Here is a 19,373-nt window from a genome sequence, read left to right as displayed (position 1 = left end):
TAATTAAGGAGAGCGTGTTTTTTAATTGTTATTAATAAATGACAGCTTAAATTAATTAAAATGTAAACTTAAGCAACCTTGCTGTTCCCAGCGTATGTGGTGCCCCGATCAAGACTCAATCGTTTATCCAGAAATATTGGGATCTTGAATCTCCTGTTCAATCCGGCGTTCGCCCTTTTTGCGACTAAACGTGATTTTGAGCAGTGGTGGCGTCACCAAGGTCGTAATAATAACCATAATTACAACACTGGTGAAATACTTGGAATCCAGCAGCCCAGAAGCAAGCCCTGTTGAAGCGATAATAAGTGCAACCTCTCCCCGAGATATCATACCTGAACCTATAGCTAGGGACGACTTACGATCAAACCCAGTGAGCAGAGCACCGGCTCCACCGCCGAGCAGCTTCGTTACAATGGCGATCAAACTGATTACGACAATAAACCCAATTTGGGAGCCAACTCCGTCAAATTGTACATTCAGCCCAATACTCACGAAGAATACAGGAACAAAAATACCGTAAGCAATCGGTTCTAGCTTGGTCTCCACTTCATGCTTGAAGCTTGTTTGGGAAATAGCGATTCCAGCAGCGAATGCACCGATGATACCAGCAACGCCCATCCATTCTGCAAAGTAGGAGAATCCGAAACAGATGATTAGCCCTGCTGTAATGACGGTTTCGGTTACCTTGAGCGGTTCCATCCACTTCATAATTCGTGGAACCAGGAACCATCCGGCAGCGATGATCATTACGAAGAACAATAACTTCTTACCAATAAGTAGACCAATTGAAATGTCCCCCGCACCTGTTCCAAGCAAGCTCATCATGACAGCCAATAACACAACAACCAGTACATCATCTACAACAGCTGCTCCCAGAATCGTCGTTCCTTCACGTGAACTGAGCTGATTCATGTCCTTCAACGTTTGCACCGAAATACTCACCGAGGTAGCACAGAACAGAAGTCCGAAGAACAGAGCATGGGTCTGGGACATGCCAAAACCAACAGCCGCTCCATAACCACCGATAAAAGGAAGGATTACTCCACCTACAGCAACTGCAAATGCCGACTTCCAATTTTTCTTCAATTGATCTAGATCCGTCTCCAAGCCTGCGATGAACATCAATAATAGTACTCCGATCTCGGCCATATAGTGGATGAAATCGGATTTGGGTACCCAGTTCAGCAGAGCAGGTCCAAGGATAACACCGACGATTAATTTCCCGAGCACCGATGGTTGACCTAGCCTTACGGATATGTGACCCGCGAGTTTGGTGAAAATTAGAATCAAAGCAAGAGATAAAATAAATTCCATACATATACTCCTCTCCGACAATAGCGTTTATAGGTTGCCTCACCAAGGCGGCTTCATACCAGCGTATAAACAAAAAAATGGCATGTTAGGGCAGTGATAACCGCACCCTGACATGCCATTAGAAGACAAGAAGGGGCCTTGGTGACAGGCTCCTCCTTGTTAAACGCGTATGTGATTAATAACATTAATTATAACAGGATTACAGTCTACGGTAAACAAGCAGCACCCTGCATTCATTAGAATCTACGGCATGGGGCACCATAACATCATGTGGTGGACATTTTTGTTCAGAGTGTTGTCACTTAACAGCCGACAAATGCCGAGATATAATGACATAGAACATAGAAGTTAGGATATGAGGAGGATTTTACATTGGGCAAACAGGCCAAAGGGGACCCGAGCAATCAATCGAACCAAATTACCCCGACCAGTAATAAAAATTTTGCAGGTATTATCATCACCATTTCCATTCTCGCCAATGTCATTATTTTATTGTTGTTCTTCGCGCCATCGATCGGCTATAAGGGAAGTGTCGACTTTGATATTACCATACTGCCGCGTTTTAATGCTGTATTCAACAGCTTCACCTTCATCTTCTTGCTAGCGGCACTAATTGCCATTATCAAGCGAAATGTGAAATTACACAAACGGTTTATTATTGCTGCATTTTCGACGACCATGTTATTCCTTGTAACGTATTTGTCATTCCACTACCTCTCCCCGGAAACTTCAAAATATGGTGGAGAAGGCATCATTCGTTCCATTTATTTCTTCATCCTGATTACGCACAGTATTTTGGCGGCGTTGATTGTGCCATTGGCTCTATTCACCCTGGTATGGGGCTGGACGAATCAATTGAAGAAGCACCGTAAAATTGCTCGTTGGACCATGCCGATCTGGCTGTATGTCAGCTCTACGGGTGTTATAGTCTACCTGATGATGGCACCATACTATTAATGTCATAAACAATGTTCATTGAAGGATAAAGAATATCCTATAGAACTTGCGGGTAAAGGTTCCATGGAAGGAGGTTCACGGTCATGTATAGAGTTGTATTGATTCGCCATGGACAGAGTATGTGGAATGTAGAGAATCGCTTTACGGGCTGGACGGACGTTGATCTGACAACAGACGGGTACGGAGAAGCTCGTAAGGCGGGTAAGATCTTGAAGGAGCAGGGGTTTGATTTTGACTATGCTTATGCCTCTGTACTGAAACGTTCCATACGAACATTGGATATCGCATTAGATGAGATGGATCGCATGTGGATTCCTATTACGAAGACATGGAAACTGAACGAACGCCACTATGGCGCTCTGCAAGGGTTGAATAAACAACAGACCGCAGTCAAGTACGGGGAAGATCAAGTGATGGAGTGGAGACGCTCCATTAGCGTGTCGCCCCCGGCTCTAGATGAGACGGATGAACGGTACGTACAAGATCAGGACAAGTATGCCCGATTGGGCTGTACGATTCCTCGCACGGAGAATTTGCTGGATACCTCGAAGCGGGTTCTGGATTATTGGGACAACGAGATCAAACCGGTTGTATCGGCTGGTAAACGAGTGCTTATCTCGGCTCATGGCAATACGCTCCGTTCATTGGTTATGCACTTAGATCAGATGTCTGAGGCGGATGTCATGGCACTTAATATTCCAACGGGTATTCCGCTTGTCTACGAATTGGATGAGGATCTTCATCCGATCGGACACTTTTACCTGACAGCCGATGGTTCAACGTATAAGCATGAAGAAATGACTCATGTGGCTACACCATCAGATTGACGTCAAAAAAGACCCCTGCATTCACATGTGGGGGTCTTTTTTGTGCATTTATCGAATTAACTTCATTTCATAAATTAACACTTTAGCTGGGTTTTAGATCAGGACAAGCTATGGATCATACCCATTCGATTAGCCTATATAACTACTTGCATAATTTATGTCTTAAGTGACACAGGAGAGAGATTCAACGTATTTTTTTTATTTAATCAATGGCTTATTCTGGACGTTTCGAATTCGGCACAACGGGTAAATTTCAAACAAGACACGATGTACATTTATCCTAAAAGGAGGAAGAACACATGTCTAAACGTAAAGGAATTATCATGACAGCTATTGGTGCAGGCGTAACGTATCTGATGAGGAACAAGCAGGCAAGGGATAAGTTATTTTCGACAGTCTCAGGCATGATGAAAGGCTCAAGCTCGTCTACTGGCAAAAGACCACAACGTATCGATATTAAATAGATCCAGCAAATTAACATGCAATGTCAAGCCCGGAGCTTCTTAGTCCGGGTTTTTGTCTGTTCACTTTACTTTCTGTTCGACGTTAGTTGCTGAGCTAGATGTTGAACTAAACATTTACACGATAACAGGGATCAAAGGTTATTCTGTCATCGGAGTGGCAAGTGTGAATATTCTTTAGCTCGACATATAGATGGTTACTTTTCAAAGGGCAGGATGCGATTTTTGCAATGAAGAATGATACAATGGATACTTGCAGAAATGTTGAGAGGTGGTGCACATATGAAAAAAAATCGTCTAGGTTCATCCGAACTGATGGTGGGAGAGATTGGTCTTGGCTGTATGTCACTTGGAACTGATGTGGAGCCTGCTGTAGCCCTGATTCATGAAGCGCTGGATCTTGGTGTGAATTTGCTGGATACAGCGGATCTGTATGATGCAGGCCGCAATGAAGAGATCGTAGGACAAGCCATCAAGGGACGCCGGGATCAGGTGATTGTAGCTACCAAGGTGGGAAATCGCAGAATTCCGGGTCAAGAAGGTTGGGCATGGGATCCATCCAAGGCATATATCAAACAGGCGGTACATGACAGTCTGAAACGTCTCCAGACCGACTACATTGATCTGTATCAATTGCATGGCGGTACCATTGAAGATCCAATGGAAGAGACGATTGAGGCTTTTGAAGAACTTAAGCAGGAGGGGCTCATTCGCTATTATGGCATTTCGTCAATTCGACCTAATGTCATACGGGAATATGTGAGAAGAGCTCAGATCGTAAGTGTCATGAATCAATACAGCCTAGTGGATCGCCGAGCGGAAGAAGAGGTATTGCCGTTATTGGAGCAAAAGGGAATCAGTGTTATCGCCCGTGGACCAGTGGCAAGTGGCGTGCTTGCTGATTCTGGCACAGCTAAAGTTGATAAAGGCTATCTGGACTATACGCCGGCTGAGCTTCATAGCATTCGGGAAACGCTGGGACGTTACGTGACGGATGGACGCAGCTTGACCCAAACGGCAATTCGTTATGCCCTGTCTCATCCAGCCGTAGCGGCAGTTGTACCCGGAGCAAGTTCTAGAGAACAATTGCTGCATAATATCGCTGCATCAGCATCAGCACCACTCACAACGGCAGAGATCCAACAAATTAAGGAGTCGAATCCGGCTAACCTGTACAAGCAGCACCGCTGAGACGAGAAGTCCTATTTTCAAATGTAACCAATCAAGGTACAATGAAATAAAGTTAAAAAATGTACTATTCGGTTCAACTGCACATAATACTGTTGTGGCTGAACATAAATAGACAAGGGAGAGGACACCTATGGAAAGAATTCAAAGTGAACAACAATATCGTGACACCATTAACTCCGACGGCCTGACGGTTATTAAATTCGATACGACGTGGTGCGTAGACTGCAAAAACCTGGATCGCTTTATCGGAGATGTAATTGACCAGCATGCCGACAAAACGTTCTATGCTATGGATGCGGAAGAATTACAGCCGTTAGCTGAGGAAAATGGTGTACGTGGGATTCCAAGCTTGCTTGTTTTCCAAAATGGCAAGAAAATCGCGCATCTGCACAGCAAATGGGCAAAGACGCCTGCTCAAATCTCGGAATATCTGACTACGTTGGAATCCAAAGTTTAACTAAAACGTAGCGTTTGGTTCTAAACGAATCTAAGCCAACATAGACACCTTCAATCATACCCATGATTTGAAGGTGTTTTTTTAATGTCCTACTCCAATTCATAACTTTCTATTGGTGTTCAGAATTTGTTTAGACCCTAGCAGTACAATGTTAATGCGACATAAGCTGAACACAGGTTCAACTCATGTAGTAAATTTAATACTGGAGTGAACAGAGATTACTATGAGCAAAGCTATTTTTCAAGAAATGCATCAACTGAGTCGTAATGATGAACTAAGATATCAATTATTGATGCGAGGAGTGAGAAGGCGGCTGGAGGAGCAGAAGCAGAATAGATATAATTTGATTGAGCAGATGAGATATCGGAAGAAATTAAGAGAAATTCAAGTGAAGCAGTGGTACTAGATCTATAGGTTTACCCAAAGTAAAAAAAGCCTCTATGTCATCTATACATAGGACTCGATTTATTGGATTTAGCACAGAGCACATGTAACACATAAATAAAATGGCGGCTCCGTTCCAGAGGAACGTGAGACCGCCATTTATATTGCGCTACGATATTTGACTTTACATGAGAATGATAAAGAATACGGCTGCTAGAACGAAGCGGTAGACCGCAAACACCGTAAGACTGAGACGTTTCAGAATGGACAGGAATGTTTTGATGGCAAGCATCGCAACGATGAAGGCTGCGATAAAACCGATAGCGAAGATCGGGAAGTCACTGCCGTTCAAGTGATCGATACTTTTGTAAAGATCATACCCTGTAGCACCAATCATGATTGGCACGGATACCAGGAACGTAAATTCGGCAGCAGCTACGCGGCTAATCCCTGCGAATAGGCCACCAGAGATTGTTGAGCCGGAACGGGAGAAACCAGGCCATAACGCCAAAATCTGAAATAGCCCGACTACAAAAGCTTGTTTATACGAAATATCGTCTACATCATGGGTAGTGATGCGCTCACTACGGTGGCTCCAGCGTTCAGCTACAATCATCAGAACGCCCCCAATGACAAGGCTGTACAGTACCGTCTCAGGGCCGAATAAATGTGCTTTGATCCAATCCCGGAAGACTAGTCCAATGACTACAGCAGGAACCATAGCGAGAAAAATGTGTCCAAGGTTTAGACGGCGGGAATAACTACGTTTTCCCCCAGTGAAGCGGAACATGTCGATAAACTTGTTCCAGTACAACACCACGACTGCAAGTACAGCTCCGAGTTGAACAACCACCTCAAACGTTTTGACTGACTCGTTGTCCTCCGATAAACCCAGCAGGTGGGCGGTCAGAATCATGTGTCCTGTTGAGGACACGGGCAAAAACTCAGTCAAACCCTCGATGATGCCCATAATAATAGATGATATAAAGTCCAATTCTCTTCCTCCTTGAAATGCAGATGGCAGAAGTGAGCTGCCCTGCTACACAATGCCTGTCCTCTAGAACATGGCTATGCTCTATTATGATCAGAAATGCATACAACTTCAACTTCTCTCATGAATCTATTGTTTAAAACTATATTGACAAAAACCTAGTTATCCCATAGGATATACATTAACTGACTGACTGATCAATCGGGAGGGTTAAACGTATGAGTAAAGGTAACACTTTGGAACCTGGCGAAGACCGCCGGAACCAGATTATACGCATAGCACTAGAGCGTTTTGCAACGCAGGGTTATCATCAGACCAAAATTTCCGATATTGTTCGGGAAGCGGGTGTCGCTCAGGGAACCTTTTATTGGCACTTCAAAAGCAAGGAAGCCATTGCCTCCGAGATTGTACTTACAGGCCGAGAGAAACTTCTTGAAGCGATTGGACAAGGATACCGCAAGGATGCCGGGACGGTAGAAGATATGGTAAAGGCTTCGGAACGACTGTTTACCGATTTGTTCTCTTTTGCCGCAAACAATCGTTACTTCATGGAGTTGCTCCTCAAAGGCATCGTTACCGAAGATGCAGTTCGCCGTCTGGTGGAGGAGACACGCAATGCGGTGGAAACGGCATTTCGTCACAACATGGAGAGAGCCATGGAGCTGGGAATGTTGCCAAAATCGATGGATATTCCGCTCAGAGCAGCATTGCTTGTCAGCATGATTGAAGGCATGATCACGCGCTGGCTATTTGGTTCAGAGGATCTGCACAACGAGTTCTCTTCCATGACAGCATCGTCGCTCGCGGCGGAGGCAGCAAGCTTTGAATTTTACGGATTGTTAGGCACATGAAGTATTGCCTGATTCCGAAGCATTTATTTTGAAATAAGGATGAGCATAGGAATGGGAAAATAGAAGTACGCCCTACCACATGTTTCAGCCACGAGCAGGGAATAATGGGGATAACTACTGTATCGATCTGCATTAGGTACCACATATAACATGCTTCTGTATGCACAACCACATAACGACTTGAGAGGAAGAACACAACATGAATACTGGATTGAACATTCGTAAGAACAAAACTCGCAAAGGCTGGACACTAACCGCGTTGCTTCTGATTACCGTGCTGGTACTAAGCGCTTGCGGCAGCAAAGCAACAACAGATAATGATGGAAATGCTGCGGCACCAGCGAGCAATGAACTGGAACAGATCAAGTCGGCTGGCGTTATTAAAGTAGGGATGATGGGAACGTATCGTCCGTACAACTTCCTGAATGATAAGAAAGAAATGGATGGGTTCGATGCGGATATCGCACGTGAGGTAGCGAAGCGTCTGGGCGTTGAGGTTGAATTTGTATCCCAAGAGTTCTCTGGGCTGACACCAAGTCTGCAATCCAAAAAGCTGGACGCGATCATTAGCCAAATGACGATCACCGATGAACGCAAAAAGGCACTGGATTTCAGTGATCCGTACATTACCAACTCCGTAAAAATCATTGTGAAAAATGATAATAACGATATTACTACGCTAGAGGATTTCAAAGGTAAAACGATTGGTGTAGGTCTGGGTACAAACGATGAAACATATCTGCGTAATGAAGTGCTGCCCAAAGTTGGCGATTTCACGATCAAAACGTATGACGATGTCATCTCATCACTGAAAGACCTGGATGCAGGTCGTATTGATGCAACAATCAACAACCTGTATGCGCTCAAACCTATTGTCGATGCGAATGGGTTCAAGATCAAAGCTGTAGGCGAACCAATCAAGAGCGACCAAGCCGGAATCGCGGTTCGTAAAGACAACCCGGAACTGGTGGCTGCACTGAACGATGCGCTCAAAGGCATGAAGGACGATGGCACATACAATACTATTTTCAAAAAATGGTTCAATGAAGAGCCTGCGCAATAATGAACCTGCAAGGCGAAGGGAAGTCTGATCCATGGAACTTGATTTGATACTTGAGAATGTCCCCTTCTTTTTGAAGGGGGCGTATTACACTCTTTATGTAACGGTAATTTCAATGTTTTTTGCCTTTATCATCGGGGTAATCGTCGCTGTAGCTCGTCTGAAAGGACCGATGTGGCTCCGGCTGATTGCCCGGTTTTATGTATCCATTATGCGAGGAACGCCGTTGCTCGTGCAATTATTCGTTATCTACTACGGGTTAGTGGACTACGGGGTAACCTTAGGCTCACTCACCGCGGCTTGTCTTGCACTCAGCTTGAATGCAGGTGCCTTTTTGTCTGAAACCTTCCGTGGAGCGATCCAGGCTGTTCCCAAAGGACAGACAGAGGCGGCATATGCAACAGGCATGACACCGGCTCAGACGATGAGACGTATTGTGTTCCCGCAGGCTGTCCGGATTGCTATCCCACCGATGGGTAATACGTTTATTGGGATGTTGAAGGAAACGTCCCTTGTGGCCGCAATCGGGGTAACCGAGCTGCTTCGTTCGGCACAATTACTGGTCTCTCAATATGCGCTGAACATGCCGTTTTATCTAGCAATCGGTGTGATCTACTGGATCATGAGCATCGGCTTCTCGGCCATTTTGGAACAAGTGGAGCGTAGGCTCGCTCGGGCTTACTGATCGAAGGAGGAGAACCGATGATTACAACGACAGGGCTTAGCAAGCGCTTTGAGAACAATGAAGTACTTAAAAATATAGATTTACACGTGAACGCCAAAGATATCGTTGTACTGCTTGGACCAAGCGGTTCAGGCAAGAGTACATTGCTTCGCTGTTTGAACGGTCTGGAGCAACTGTCTGGTGGACGAATCGAAGTGAATGGTACTGTGGTCGACAGTGCTGATTCTCTGCGTGTACAGCGTGCGAGAGTATTAGAAATACGTCGTCAGACGGGCATGGTATTTCAGCAGTTTAACCTCTATCCGCATAAGACGGTACTCGGCAATGTGATGGAGGGGCTTGTCACCGTCAAAAAGATTAAGCGTGATGAAGCAGCCGAACGAGGCAAGCTCTTACTTGATCGTGTGGGTCTTTCGGATAAGCAGGATGCTTATCCTTCCCGTTTATCCGGTGGACAACAGCAACGTGTTGCTATTGCTCGTGCACTCGCGATGGAGCCTGAGGTGATGCTGTTTGATGAACCTACATCGGCACTTGACCCTGAGCTCGTAGGTGAAGTGTTGTCTGTTATGAAAGAGCTGGCTCAGGAAGGCATGACGATGCTTGTGGTGACCCATGAGTTGAAGTTTGCCCGCAATGTAGCGAACAAAATCGTCTTCATGGCTGACGGATCGATTGTGGAGGAAGCAAGCCCTAAGGCGTTTTTTGAACAACCTGAGCAAGAACGCACACGCAAGTTTTTACAACAAATCACTGAATTTTAAATATGAAAGAAGGATAACATCATGAATGTAACTACGGTATGGAAAGGCAAACGCGCGTTTACGTCAGAAGGACCATCCGGCTACGCTGTAGGTATGGATGCAACGGCTGCTTATGGCGGAGATAGCCAAGGAGCTACACCAATGGAATTGCTGCTGGCAGGTCTTGGCGGCTGCATGGGCATTGATATTACGATGATTCTGGACGCTTTTCTAGACAAAATCTCATCGATTGAAATTGAGGCACAAGGTACACGTAGTGAAGGGATGCCAAAAGGCTTTACTTCTATTGATCTGGTCTTCAAAGTCGATGGAGATATCCCGGATTACCGGATCTGGAAAGCGATCCAGATGGCAGAAGAGAAATATTGCGCGGTATCCGCTTCACTAAGTGCAGACATTCATCCGCAATTGATTCTCAATGGTGTAGAGACACCACGTCCATAATTACTCGGATTCATTCGGTGCCTCAAGCTGAAGAGCCGCGCCGAACCATTGGGATGCAATCGTAAAACAGATCCAGGCACACAGCTCACTGAGCTGAGCGTCGGTAAAATGTTCACGTAGAACGGGGAAAACGGCAGAGTCCACATTGCCACCCGTCTGAATAAATAACTCCGCAAGTCCGGTCGCCATACTGATGGCGGCCTCTTCGGGTTTCGGATCAGGATTCCCTTTGGCACGACAGTACATGCAGCCATTCCGATGAGCGAGTGTGCGCCGTACCTGCTCTTTTAGCTCGGCTGATAACAATTTGTCCGCAGCTAGGGTATCTCCCAATGCGTTCCAGTGCAGCATAATCGATGGATCGTGGCCAAGTAGGCGTTGAAATGACGTGTCTCCATGAGATGAATAAGAAATCATAGGCATACGATGCGATCGCTCCTTTAGAGAAGTTTGGGTTTACATAGCAAATGTAATAATAGAAGTAGCTCAAAAATTCAGCTTTTGAACACCCACTAATCATGACTAAATTACCGCTGTAACTAAATTTTATCGTATGGTTGGAAGTGCCCTCTACTGCAAATGATTGCAAATGTATGATAATCTAAGACAAATGTCTTGAAAAAAGGAGCATGGGTAGACAAATGAACCTGGATCGCACAGATTATCATATATTGAGAAAGCTTCGGGAAGATGCTCGTCTGTCCATACGGCAATTAGCAAGACAGGTTAACTTATCTCCTTCCTCAGTGAGTGAACGAGTACGCAGGCTGGAGGATGAAGGTGTCATTAAGGGATATCGAGTGGATATTGATCGAGCCAAGCTGGGATGTACGGTGCGGTGCATGATTGAGGTAACCCTACGCAACGGCGAGCATGAACGCTTCGCTGATTATATTCGTCAGTTGCCTTGGACAGAGTTTGCATATCGGGTGGCAGGCAAGGCGTGCTTTATGGTCATGTTGTGTACACCGAGTATGGCCGAGGTGGAAGCCTGCATTACAGAGCTCACTCCGTATGCTGTCACGGTGACCCATGTGGTCTTTTCCGAGGTGCAGCTATCAGATCTTATTTTGAAGACTGAGCAACTTTTTTCAGGTTGAAAAGTAAGATTGAGCCCTGATTAAGGCTTTTTCCGTGGTATGATAAGATATATAAGAAGGTGAGGTTGCCGTAAGCCTGCCCTTATATATGTAAGCGCTTGTACAAGATGACGGAAGGTGCAGACATGTTAAAGAGGTTAATACAAATATCGAACAATCTCAAAATGAAGCATAAATTGCTGATCTCCTACGTACTCGTCGTCATGGTTCCGGTCTTGATCGTTGGTCTGGCTGTCACGGCATATTTCCGCCAACAGGCGCTGGATAATGCCATCGAACAGACTATTAATAACGTGGACAAAATCAAGAGTCAAACTGCTACGTTGCTGCGTGTGCCAACAGATATATCCAACATTCTAATGTTCAACAAGGATCTGGAGAAGATCGTGAACACACGATATGAATCGGTGATGGAACTGACGAGAGCGTATTTGGCATATAAGGATTTTGAGGAATACAAGCGTCAGTACCGTGAGGTCGCGGGCATTCGTTTCTATTCGACCAACCCCACGTTAATTAACAATCTGGAAATTATTCCGGTGGATCAACAAACGAAGGATAGCTACTGGTATCAGAAGGCGCTCACTTCAACCAGCATCGGATGGTTTTACATCCCTAACAAGGAAGACAATCCAGTACACAAACTGAGCTTAGTTCGTAAGGTTCCCTTTCCCGAATACCGAACCGAAGGCGTTCTTATGATTGGGATTAATCAGGATGAACTCAATGAATTATTACGCCAAGAACCGTTTGAGACGCTGATTACGGACGAGCAGGGTTATATCGTTGCAGCCAAAAATACGGAGCTAGTAGGTCAAACGCTGAACCAGCTTGATTTTGGTATTGATCTTCAGAATCAAGCAAAAGGCACGTTGGAGGCTGACTTCCAAGGAGAACCTTCCAACATTGTGATTGATGAACTGAACCCTATGTACAGTATCAATAGTCTGAAGGTCATTTCAGTGTTTGCAACCAAAAATATAGTGAAGGATGCCAATAAAATCAGCTTGATCGGTATGAGCTTTATGATACTTGTACTGGTAATTGCGTTGTTGCTGGTGTATATCATCTCATTCCTCACGTCTAACCGCTTGTTGCGGCTTAGTAGACATCTGAATAAACTTGCGCTAGGAGATCTGAATGTCACGTCACGCATTGACGGCAATGATGAGATTGGACAACTTTCTAGACAATTCAATTATATGGTAAAAAGTATTAATGATCTGATGACCCAGGTTGTGGAAACCTCTGAGCAGAATACGCAATTGGAAATCGCCCAAAAAGAGATTAAACTGAAAATGATGGCAAGCCAGATCAATCCTCATTTTTTATTTAATGCCTTGGAATCTATCCGTATGAAAGCCCATATCCAAGGAGAAGCGGAGATCGCCAATATCGTGCGGTTGTTAGGCAAGCTCATGCGCAAGAGTTTAGAGATTGGTAGCGGCAAAACAACCCTTAAGGCAGAACTCGAAATGGTACGTTCTTATTTGGAAATACAGAAATTTCGTTATGGTGATCGTCTCGCATTCGTCATTGATATTCATCCAGAGGTAGAGAAAATCTCCATACCTCCATTAATCATCCAACCCCTTGTGGAGAATGCCATCGTGCATGGTTTAGAGAATAAAGAGGGTACGGTGCGTGTGAATATTAGCATCTATCCGATGGATGAGGTAATTCAGGTTCATGTAAAGGACGATGGAGCCGGCATTACCCCAGAACGGTTGGTTGAGGTTATGCAGTTCATCTGTGGACCTGAGGAACAGGAGAAGAGCCGAATCGGTCTACGTAATGTACACCAGCGGTTAACGCTGACTTACGGCGAGCCTCATGGATTACAGATCAAGAGTGTGTACGGGGAAGGAACAGAGGTTTCTTTCACCTTGCCAGCAGGAGGGAACCAGAATGTATAGAGTGTTTTTGGTAGATGATGAACCCAGTATTCGAGAGGGATTAACGACAATTATTAACTGGGAAGAATACGGATTTCAAGTGATCGGTACCGCAGCAAGCGGTCGTGAAGCGATAGAACGTTTTGACGAGCTGAGGCCAGATCTGACGATTATTGATATCCGGATGCCTGGCATGACGGGATTAGATGTCATTGAAGAAGTTCGCCAGCAGCATGGAAATGCACATTTTCTCATCTTGAGCGGGTATGCGGATTTTGATTATGCCAAAAAAGCGATCAGCTTCGGTGTAGATGGTTATCTGCTTAAACCGGTAGATGAGGAAGAAATCATTAGCGAGCTTCAACGTATATCTGTCGTATTGAAACGGGAACGTGAAACACATGCGCGCCATGCGGGTGAGGATACAGCATACCGTGAGCATCAGATTGAAGCGCTGCTTTTTGATAATCAGGAAGGTACTGGCACTATTGAAGAAGATACACTCGGGCTGAAGTGGCCTCAATATCAGATTATTTTGTTGGAGATTCATGCTTCACCTGATTTGCAACGTGGGAGTGCTCTTAAGCGCAAACTGGTTGAAGCCTTTGACCAGCAACAGCGGGGTATCGTATTTTCGTTCCATTCGGGATTAGGGCTGTTGTACAAAGAAGCGGTTATTTCTATTGGCGGAGCCCGTGATCTTCATAATGAACTGAGTGGTCTATTAGAGGAATGGAATATTTACATGTATGTGGCGGCAGGTCAACCTGTTTCATCTACAGTAGAGATTGCTAAGTCCTACCGTCAGGCCAACGCTATGTTGGCTGATCGGTTCTTGTTCTCCGAAGAACGAATGATGCTCTGGAATGATCAGGTCATTGGTGAGAAGCACATCAATTCAATCGAGGGTTCCGAATCAGACGGTTTTGAACCAGATGAAGCTGAACTTGCGGACAAAATGTACTATGCACTCGATATTCGAAGTCATGAATCGGTGATGAGGGTTCTGGCCGAAATGCAGGATCGGATCGTGCCGTATCATCGGACAGAACAAGCAATCAAGACCGCGTTCTCCCAAATATTCTCTTTGGCGATCAATAAGCTTGCTGCTGCCAATCAGCAGATGCAGTCTATTCTGCAGGAGCATTCAATATTAATTACCGAGGTGTATCATCAGCATACACTAAGGGATCTGCAAGTGATGGCTGCTGAGCATTTGAACCGGCTTACTCAGCGTATGGGTGGGGGCAGTACGGATACGGTGTTGAAACAAATGATTGAGTTTATTAGACGCAACCCCGGCGAGAATTTGAAGCTAGAAGTACTCTCTGAGGTATTCAACTACAATAGTAGTTATCTGGGGAAACTGTTCAAAAATCATACAGGTGAGTCGTTTAACGCTTTCCTGGATAAAGTGCGGATGGAGAAGGCAAAGGAATTGCTGAACGAGGGATTAAAGGTACATCAGGTTGCCGCAAGAGTAGGGTATGCCAATGTGGATTACTTCCACGGAAAGTTCAGAAAATATGTAGGCGAATCTCCGTCAGCATATAAACAGGCCAGAGAACATGCTAAATTACAATCCAAAGAGAAGCCTGGAGAGACTACAAGCGAGTAGCGGTTAGACATATAGAAATGTTAGTACGTATTCAGAATTAATAAAACGTTTTCAGTAATATTGACTTGAACACCTGCAGGTTACGCTGTAGGTGTTCTTATCATTTCATGAGATAGTCCATGTTCTTCCGTGTTTATGCAATGGTGCAGGCCAGAACGTACCTCTTAAACTGAATGTAAATCATAAGGTGAGGAGCGATAAAGCAGATGCAATCATTCGATCCTAATGCTATTCGTCAAACATATAACCTGAACGGAGCTTGGCAATTCTGCCTTGCTGCTGATTCTTCAAGTCTAGTTGCACCATCCTCTGATGATCCTGCATGGGGTGAGATTCAAGTCCCCGGCTCGTGGGAAGAACAGGGATACGGCGAAGAGCCAAGCTATCAACGTGTGGATACGTGGACTAAGGTACGTGAGTACGAAGGAGCTGCCTGGTACACGAGGAATTTTGAGATCGCTTCCACGGATACAGATTGTGCCTATATATTGAGACTAAAGGGAGTGCGCTGGACAACGGATCTCTGGGTCAATGGCCAATATGTCGGTGAGCGGGACAGTTTGGTTAATGTACAAGAATGGGATATTACGCCTTGGGTTCGAGAAGGATCAGTAAACGAATTGAAGCTGCGTGTGGATAACACGATGAAGTATCCTCTAGCGGGTAGTCATATCCACTCCCTGCACACAGCTACTGCTTGGGGTGGGATTACAGGTGGAGCAACATTAGAGTGCATACCAATGAACCGTATTAACCAGCTAAGCCTATTTCCTGATACCAGCCAGGAGACCTTAACGGTTAAAGGAACGATAAGTGTTGCTTCACATTTTACAGCATCAGCACTGCGGTTACATATTGATATTGAGCATCCTGATGGAACTTGGCTCGATTGTCACAGCTTTAAGGTGGAGTTACAAGATCATCAGGATGAATTAAGACAAGGAGCAAGAGAGTCAGAAGGGCAACGGATCGTAGAGATACAACCACTGCAGGTAAACCTTGCACAGAAACAAGGTCTTGCTTTATGGTCGGATGAGTCACCTTCACTTTATCAAGCTAAGATTCGTTTATATGACGGGGACTTGCAGCTTGATCAGCAACATCGAACATTTGGGGTTCGCTCTTTCCAGGCTAATGGACAGAAGCTTATGCTGAATGACATTCCGATTTTTCTGCGTGGTTACGTAGATTGCTGTATTTTCCCACTCACAGGTTATCCAGTCTGGGACAAGCAGCACTATGTCCGGCAATTTCAGATTGCCAAGTCTTACGGGTTCAACCATGTACGTCTGCATGGCTGGAGCGCACCGCAACCTTTCTGGGAAGCAGCAGATGAAGAGGGAATGTTGGTGCAAGCCGAACTTCCGCATTGGTCAAGATTATTCGAAGATCGAGAACAGCCTGCGCCAGCAGAAGTGTTGACCTATCTAACCCACGAGCTCGAAGGTCTGTTATCGTCGCTGCACGATCATCCTTCGTTTGTACTCTTCTCGATGGGAAATGAGTTGATTGGATCTAACGGTCATCCGGAATTAAATGAACTGGTGAGAAAGGCACAAGCGCTTGACCCGTCTCGCCTGTATACAGATAACACAGGATTCGGTCAGCTCCCAGCTCAAGGTCGGGAAGGGGACTTCTATATTCAATCCTTGAACTGGCATCCTCCACTGGAATCGGAATTGTCTGCCGTGCCGGATACAACACTTGATTATCAAGCTGTGACCCGGCTGACAGATCGTCCGGTAATTGGCCATGAACATGCACAATACACGATGTATGTGCGTCCACAGGAACGTGAGAAATATACAGGTGTTCTTCGTCCTAGCTGGTTGCCACCGGTTGAAGAATCATTAACTCGTAAAGGCATGGCAGCGGAGCTGGAGCCCTACCAGCAAGCGAGCGGTGCACATCTGGTGCGATCACTAAAAGAAGCGATGGAGCGCGTGCGCCGTACCCCGAATGCAGCGGGTATACAGCTGCTGGATATCCGTGACTTCCCTGGACAGGGGCATGCCACGACAGGTATTCTGGATGTGTTCTGGGATAGCAAAGGGATTGCAGAGCCGGCAGACTTTCAACAATTTAACGAGAATACAGTCTTACTTCTAAGCTGTAGAGAGCGAACGTTTTATGCTGGGGAAGCTATACAAGTCGAAGCACGTGTGTCCCATTATGGACAGCAGCCTTTTCAGAACGCATCCGTTCATTGGAAGCTGATAAGCAATCAAGTCGTTTTAGAAGAAGGACATTGGCACTATGGAGAAGTAGATCGAGGCGTCGTGTGGCCTCTTGGATGCCTATCGGTACATGCACCTTCTGAACATGCGGCAGCCTTTAAGATCGAAGCAGAGATTCGATCAGCGGATGACGAGGTCATCGCGACGAACGTATGGCACGGCTGGTCATTTCCACATCACCGGATCCATGAGCAAACTCACCGAATCTGGAATAGTGTGACAGAGCTTCAGCCACATTTTCTAGGCGCACATCAGGATCACGTGGACAATTTAGATGGAAATACGCTACGAAGAGGCTCACAATTCCAGCTCGTCATTGCTAAGTCTCTTACACCAAACGTACTGGATTATCTAGTGAATGGGGGGCATGTGTGGATTCAGACTCCACCAGAAGGGCTATATGATCCGGTAGAGACGAAGTATTTGCCTGTGTTCTGGAATTATCTAATGTTTGCTACTCAACCAGGGGCAACGATGGGGTTAAACTTGAAGGAGCAGACCGCGCTGTTAGGGCGTTTTCCTTACGATCATGCCTCGGATTGGCAATGGTATCATCTCGTTAACGGTATACCTGCGATCTGTTTGGATACGCTTCAGGGAGTAAGCCCATTGATTGAGGTTATCGATCACTTCCACAGAGCGAAACGTCTCACCTATGCCTTTGAAGCGAGGGTTGGACAGGGGAAATTACTGGTGTCTTCTCTACCATTCACTGAACTGTCTCTGATGAAACGCCCTGAGGTCGCATATTTGTTCCAAGAAGTCGTATCATACCTGCTGAGTGATCAATTCGAACCAGAATCTGCTATTTCTGTGGGTGAGCTGTTGGGCATATTGAAGTTACAAACGATACGTTTTGCACTCTAATTCAAAGAGCCTGAAAGGGCTCTTTTTTATTATAGAAATGTAAAGTAAACGATTTCGAAAAAACGTTTTCGGAAATTGTAATTATGGCGTGTAAATTCCTTTATATTTCATATATTGAATTTAAAATGCTTAAAATGAACTGATTTTGACTCAAATATGTCGGATTCTATAGGGGGATATCTAATTTTTATATGATTTTCTCTAAAATCAAGATGGTATTATGAAAACGCTCTATCTAGTATGATGATTTTATAAAAACAGAGGAGGGGGAACGGAGATGGAAACGCTAACAGAAAAATCCGCTTCCGCGAAAAGAAGCAGTGACCCCAATCCGCCTACCAAAAAAGGCCGGAACGGAATTTGGGACAGCATTAAGCAACAAAAGTTTCTCTATCTCATGTCATTGCCATTCGTAGCTTGGGTATTTGTATTTAACTATCTACCTTTATGGGGATGGACGATGGCATTCCAAAACTATAAACCAGCTAGATCGTTCGGTGAACAAGAATGGGTTGGTTTTAAACACTTTGTAGAATTGTTCAGTGACGAACGCTTCTATCTTGTACTACGAAACACACTAGCCATGAGCATAATGGGTCTAGTTGTAGGTTTTGTCGTGCCTATTTTCTTCGCGATTCTCTTGAATGAACTAAAAGGTGTGTTCTTGAAGCGCACAGTACAAACCGTGTCGTACCTTCCTCACTTTGTATCCTGGGTCGTTGTTGCCGGGATCGTTACGAAAATGCTCTCCACCGATGGAGGCGTAATCAATGACATCTTGATGGGTCTTCATATTATTAACGAACCAATTCAATTCATGGCGCAAGGTAACCTGTTTTGGTACATTGTAACCGCTTCAGATATGTGGAAAGAAACCGGTTGGAATGCGATTATCTATCTGGCGGCTATTACGGGTATTGACCAAGAGCTGTACGAAGCCTCTCGTGTGGATGGAGCCAACCGCTGGAGACAGATGTGGCACATTACATTGCCTGGTATTCGGACAACCATGTCAGTCCTGTTCATCATGGCTATCGGTCACTTGACTAGTACAGGCTTTGAGAAGCAACTCTTGCTCGGTAACAGTCTCGTCACCGACTATGCTGAAGTATTAGACTTATATGCATTGAATTACGGTATATATCTAGGACGATTCTCGTACGGTACAGCCATAGGGATATTTAACTCCGTAGTTAGTATTCTTCTTCTGTTTGCAGCGAACGGATTGTTCAAAAAAATCACTAAAGAAAGCATCATGTAGGGAGGGGAC

At 45.2% G+C, this 19,373-nt stretch carries 19 protein-coding genes; 16 read left to right on the top strand and 3 right to left on the bottom strand.

Annotated elements, in window-relative coordinates; genetic code table 11:
- Positions 1-123 precede the first annotated feature (123 nt).
- A complete protein-coding gene (locus tag M3636_RS25210) occupies positions 124-1,314 on the bottom strand; it encodes a cation:proton antiporter (RefSeq protein ID WP_128103607.1) in 1,191 nt (396 codons plus the stop codon).
- A gap of 372 nt (positions 1,315-1,686) precedes the next feature.
- Here M3636_RS25210 and M3636_RS25205 point away from each other — a divergent pair, with 372 nt between their 5' ends.
- The 6 genes from M3636_RS25205 (at position 1,687) to M3636_RS25180 (ending at position 5,613) form a co-directional block, all read left to right on the top strand.
- Positions 1,687-2,271, top strand: a complete 585-nt coding sequence (locus M3636_RS25205) for a DUF420 domain-containing protein (RefSeq protein ID WP_251384387.1) — start codon at positions 1,687-1,689, stop codon at positions 2,269-2,271.
- An 83-nt stretch (positions 2,272-2,354) separates the two neighbouring features.
- The gene (gene gpmA, locus M3636_RS25200; protein ID WP_128103605.1) at positions 2,355-3,098 is read left to right on the top strand and encodes a 2,3-diphosphoglycerate-dependent phosphoglycerate mutase; all 744 of its coding nucleotides are present in this window, start codon (positions 2,355-2,357) and stop codon (positions 3,096-3,098) included.
- 299 nt (positions 3,099-3,397) lie between these two features.
- Entirely contained in the window at positions 3,398-3,562 is a 165-nt protein-coding gene (locus tag M3636_RS25195; protein WP_164848570.1) for a hypothetical protein, read from the top strand.
- A gap of 279 nt (positions 3,563-3,841) precedes the next feature.
- Complete coding sequence (locus tag M3636_RS25190) at positions 3,842-4,750, top strand: aldo/keto reductase (RefSeq protein WP_251384386.1); 909 nt, start codon at positions 3,842-3,844, stop codon at positions 4,748-4,750.
- A gap of 130 nt (positions 4,751-4,880) precedes the next feature.
- The gene (locus M3636_RS25185) at positions 4,881-5,207 is read left to right on the top strand and encodes a thioredoxin family protein (protein WP_128103603.1); all 327 of its coding nucleotides are present in this window, start codon (positions 4,881-4,883) and stop codon (positions 5,205-5,207) included.
- A 223-nt stretch (positions 5,208-5,430) separates the two neighbouring features.
- Positions 5,431-5,613, top strand: a complete 183-nt coding sequence (locus M3636_RS25180; RefSeq protein WP_056693213.1) for a hypothetical protein — start codon at positions 5,431-5,433, stop codon at positions 5,611-5,613.
- A 162-nt stretch (positions 5,614-5,775) separates the two neighbouring features.
- Here M3636_RS25180 and bacA read toward each other — a convergent pair whose 3' ends face one another.
- Entirely contained in the window at positions 5,776-6,585 is an 810-nt protein-coding gene (gene bacA, locus M3636_RS25175) for an undecaprenyl-diphosphate phosphatase (RefSeq protein ID WP_082560308.1), read from the bottom strand.
- A 215-nt stretch (positions 6,586-6,800) separates the two neighbouring features.
- Between bacA and M3636_RS25170 the strand changes: the two genes are divergently transcribed.
- From M3636_RS25170 to M3636_RS25150, 5 genes are all read left to right on the top strand, one after another.
- Positions 6,801-7,433: a TetR/AcrR family transcriptional regulator gene (locus M3636_RS25170; RefSeq protein ID WP_128103602.1), complete on the top strand. Its 633-nt coding sequence runs from the start codon at positions 6,801-6,803 to the stop codon at positions 7,431-7,433.
- Positions 7,434-7,632: 199 nt separating this feature from the next.
- Complete coding sequence (locus M3636_RS25165; protein ID WP_145411298.1) at positions 7,633-8,496, top strand: substrate-binding periplasmic protein; 864 nt, start codon at positions 7,633-7,635, stop codon at positions 8,494-8,496.
- A gap of 31 nt (positions 8,497-8,527) precedes the next feature.
- Positions 8,528-9,178 (top strand): amino acid ABC transporter permease, encoded by a 651-nt coding sequence (locus M3636_RS25160; RefSeq protein WP_056693229.1) that lies wholly within the window; start codon positions 8,528-8,530, stop codon positions 9,176-9,178.
- 17 nt (positions 9,179-9,195) lie between these two features.
- Positions 9,196-9,942 (top strand): amino acid ABC transporter ATP-binding protein, encoded by a 747-nt coding sequence (locus tag M3636_RS25155; protein WP_128103599.1) that lies wholly within the window; start codon positions 9,196-9,198, stop codon positions 9,940-9,942.
- Positions 9,943-9,963: 21 nt separating this feature from the next.
- Entirely contained in the window at positions 9,964-10,386 is a 423-nt protein-coding gene (locus M3636_RS25150; RefSeq protein WP_128103598.1) for an OsmC family protein, read from the top strand.
- Here the strand turns inward: M3636_RS25150 and M3636_RS25145 are convergent, their stop codons facing one another.
- The gene (locus M3636_RS25145) at positions 10,387-10,809 is read right to left on the bottom strand and encodes a carboxymuconolactone decarboxylase family protein (protein ID WP_251384385.1); all 423 of its coding nucleotides are present in this window, start codon (positions 10,807-10,809) and stop codon (positions 10,387-10,389) included.
- Between the two features lie 206 nt (positions 10,810-11,015).
- Between M3636_RS25145 and M3636_RS25140 the strand changes: the two genes are divergently transcribed.
- The 5 genes from M3636_RS25140 (at position 11,016) to M3636_RS25120 (ending at position 19,364) form a co-directional block, all read left to right on the top strand.
- Positions 11,016-11,486 (top strand): Lrp/AsnC family transcriptional regulator, encoded by a 471-nt coding sequence (locus tag M3636_RS25140; RefSeq protein WP_353056317.1) that lies wholly within the window; start codon positions 11,016-11,018, stop codon positions 11,484-11,486.
- Positions 11,487-11,611: 125 nt separating this feature from the next.
- Complete coding sequence (locus M3636_RS25135) at positions 11,612-13,402, top strand: sensor histidine kinase (protein WP_251384384.1); 1,791 nt, start codon at positions 11,612-11,614, stop codon at positions 13,400-13,402.
- Entirely contained in the window at positions 13,395-14,999 is a 1,605-nt protein-coding gene (locus tag M3636_RS25130; protein ID WP_251384383.1) for a response regulator transcription factor, read from the top strand. The genes M3636_RS25135 and M3636_RS25130 overlap by 8 nt, the downstream gene beginning before the upstream one ends.
- Before the next feature lie 206 nt (positions 15,000-15,205).
- Entirely contained in the window at positions 15,206-18,103 is a 2,898-nt protein-coding gene (locus M3636_RS25125; protein WP_251384382.1) for a glycoside hydrolase family 2 protein, read from the top strand.
- Between the two features lie 277 nt (positions 18,104-18,380).
- Entirely contained in the window at positions 18,381-19,364 is a 984-nt protein-coding gene (locus M3636_RS25120; RefSeq protein WP_056693257.1) for an ABC transporter permease, read from the top strand.
- Positions 19,365-19,373: the final 9 nt, after the last annotated feature.

This window comes from Paenibacillus sp. MER 99-2 (assembly GCF_023714095.1).
Taxonomy (GTDB): Bacteria; Bacillota; Bacilli; order Paenibacillales; family Paenibacillaceae; genus Paenibacillus.
This window is presented reverse-complemented; position numbering and strand designations above follow the sequence as displayed.

What these genes read in the sequence shown, in the direction of transcription:
- M3636_RS25120 (WP_056693257.1), top strand. Translation starts at nt 18,381, where the DNA reads ATGGAAACGCTAACAGAAAAATCCGCTTCCGCGAAAAGAAGCAGTGAC.
- gpmA (WP_128103605.1), top strand. Translation starts at nt 2,355, where the DNA reads ATGTATAGAGTTGTATTGATTCGCCATGGACAGAGTATGTGGAATGTA.
- M3636_RS25135 (WP_251384384.1), top strand. Translation starts at nt 11,612, where the DNA reads ATGTTAAAGAGGTTAATACAAATATCGAACAATCTCAAAATGAAGCAT.
- M3636_RS25160 (WP_056693229.1), top strand. Translation starts at nt 8,528, where the DNA reads ATGGAACTTGATTTGATACTTGAGAATGTCCCCTTCTTTTTGAAGGGG.
- M3636_RS25140 (WP_353056317.1), top strand. Translation starts at nt 11,016, where the DNA reads ATGGGTAGACAAATGAACCTGGATCGCACAGATTATCATATATTGAGA.
- M3636_RS25170 (WP_128103602.1), top strand. Translation starts at nt 6,801, where the DNA reads ATGAGTAAAGGTAACACTTTGGAACCTGGCGAAGACCGCCGGAACCAG.
- M3636_RS25185 (WP_128103603.1), top strand. Translation starts at nt 4,881, where the DNA reads ATGGAAAGAATTCAAAGTGAACAACAATATCGTGACACCATTAACTCC.
- M3636_RS25190 (WP_251384386.1), top strand. Translation starts at nt 3,842, where the DNA reads ATGAAAAAAAATCGTCTAGGTTCATCCGAACTGATGGTGGGAGAGATT.
- M3636_RS25165 (WP_145411298.1), top strand. Translation starts at nt 7,633, where the DNA reads ATGAATACTGGATTGAACATTCGTAAGAACAAAACTCGCAAAGGCTGG.
- M3636_RS25195 (WP_164848570.1), top strand. Translation starts at nt 3,398, where the DNA reads ATGTCTAAACGTAAAGGAATTATCATGACAGCTATTGGTGCAGGCGTA.
- M3636_RS25210 (WP_128103607.1), bottom strand. Translation starts at nt 1,314, where the DNA reads ATGGAATTTATTTTATCTCTTGCTTTGATTCTAATTTTCACCAAACTC.
- M3636_RS25145 (WP_251384385.1), bottom strand. Translation starts at nt 10,809, where the DNA reads ATGCCTATGATTTCTTATTCATCTCATGGAGACACGTCATTTCAACGC.
- M3636_RS25150 (WP_128103598.1), top strand. Translation starts at nt 9,964, where the DNA reads ATGAATGTAACTACGGTATGGAAAGGCAAACGCGCGTTTACGTCAGAA.
- M3636_RS25180 (WP_056693213.1), top strand. Translation starts at nt 5,431, where the DNA reads ATGAGCAAAGCTATTTTTCAAGAAATGCATCAACTGAGTCGTAATGAT.
- M3636_RS25155 (WP_128103599.1), top strand. Translation starts at nt 9,196, where the DNA reads ATGATTACAACGACAGGGCTTAGCAAGCGCTTTGAGAACAATGAAGTA.
- M3636_RS25125 (WP_251384382.1), top strand. Translation starts at nt 15,206, where the DNA reads ATGCAATCATTCGATCCTAATGCTATTCGTCAAACATATAACCTGAAC.
- M3636_RS25130 (WP_251384383.1), top strand. Translation starts at nt 13,395, where the DNA reads ATGTATAGAGTGTTTTTGGTAGATGATGAACCCAGTATTCGAGAGGGA.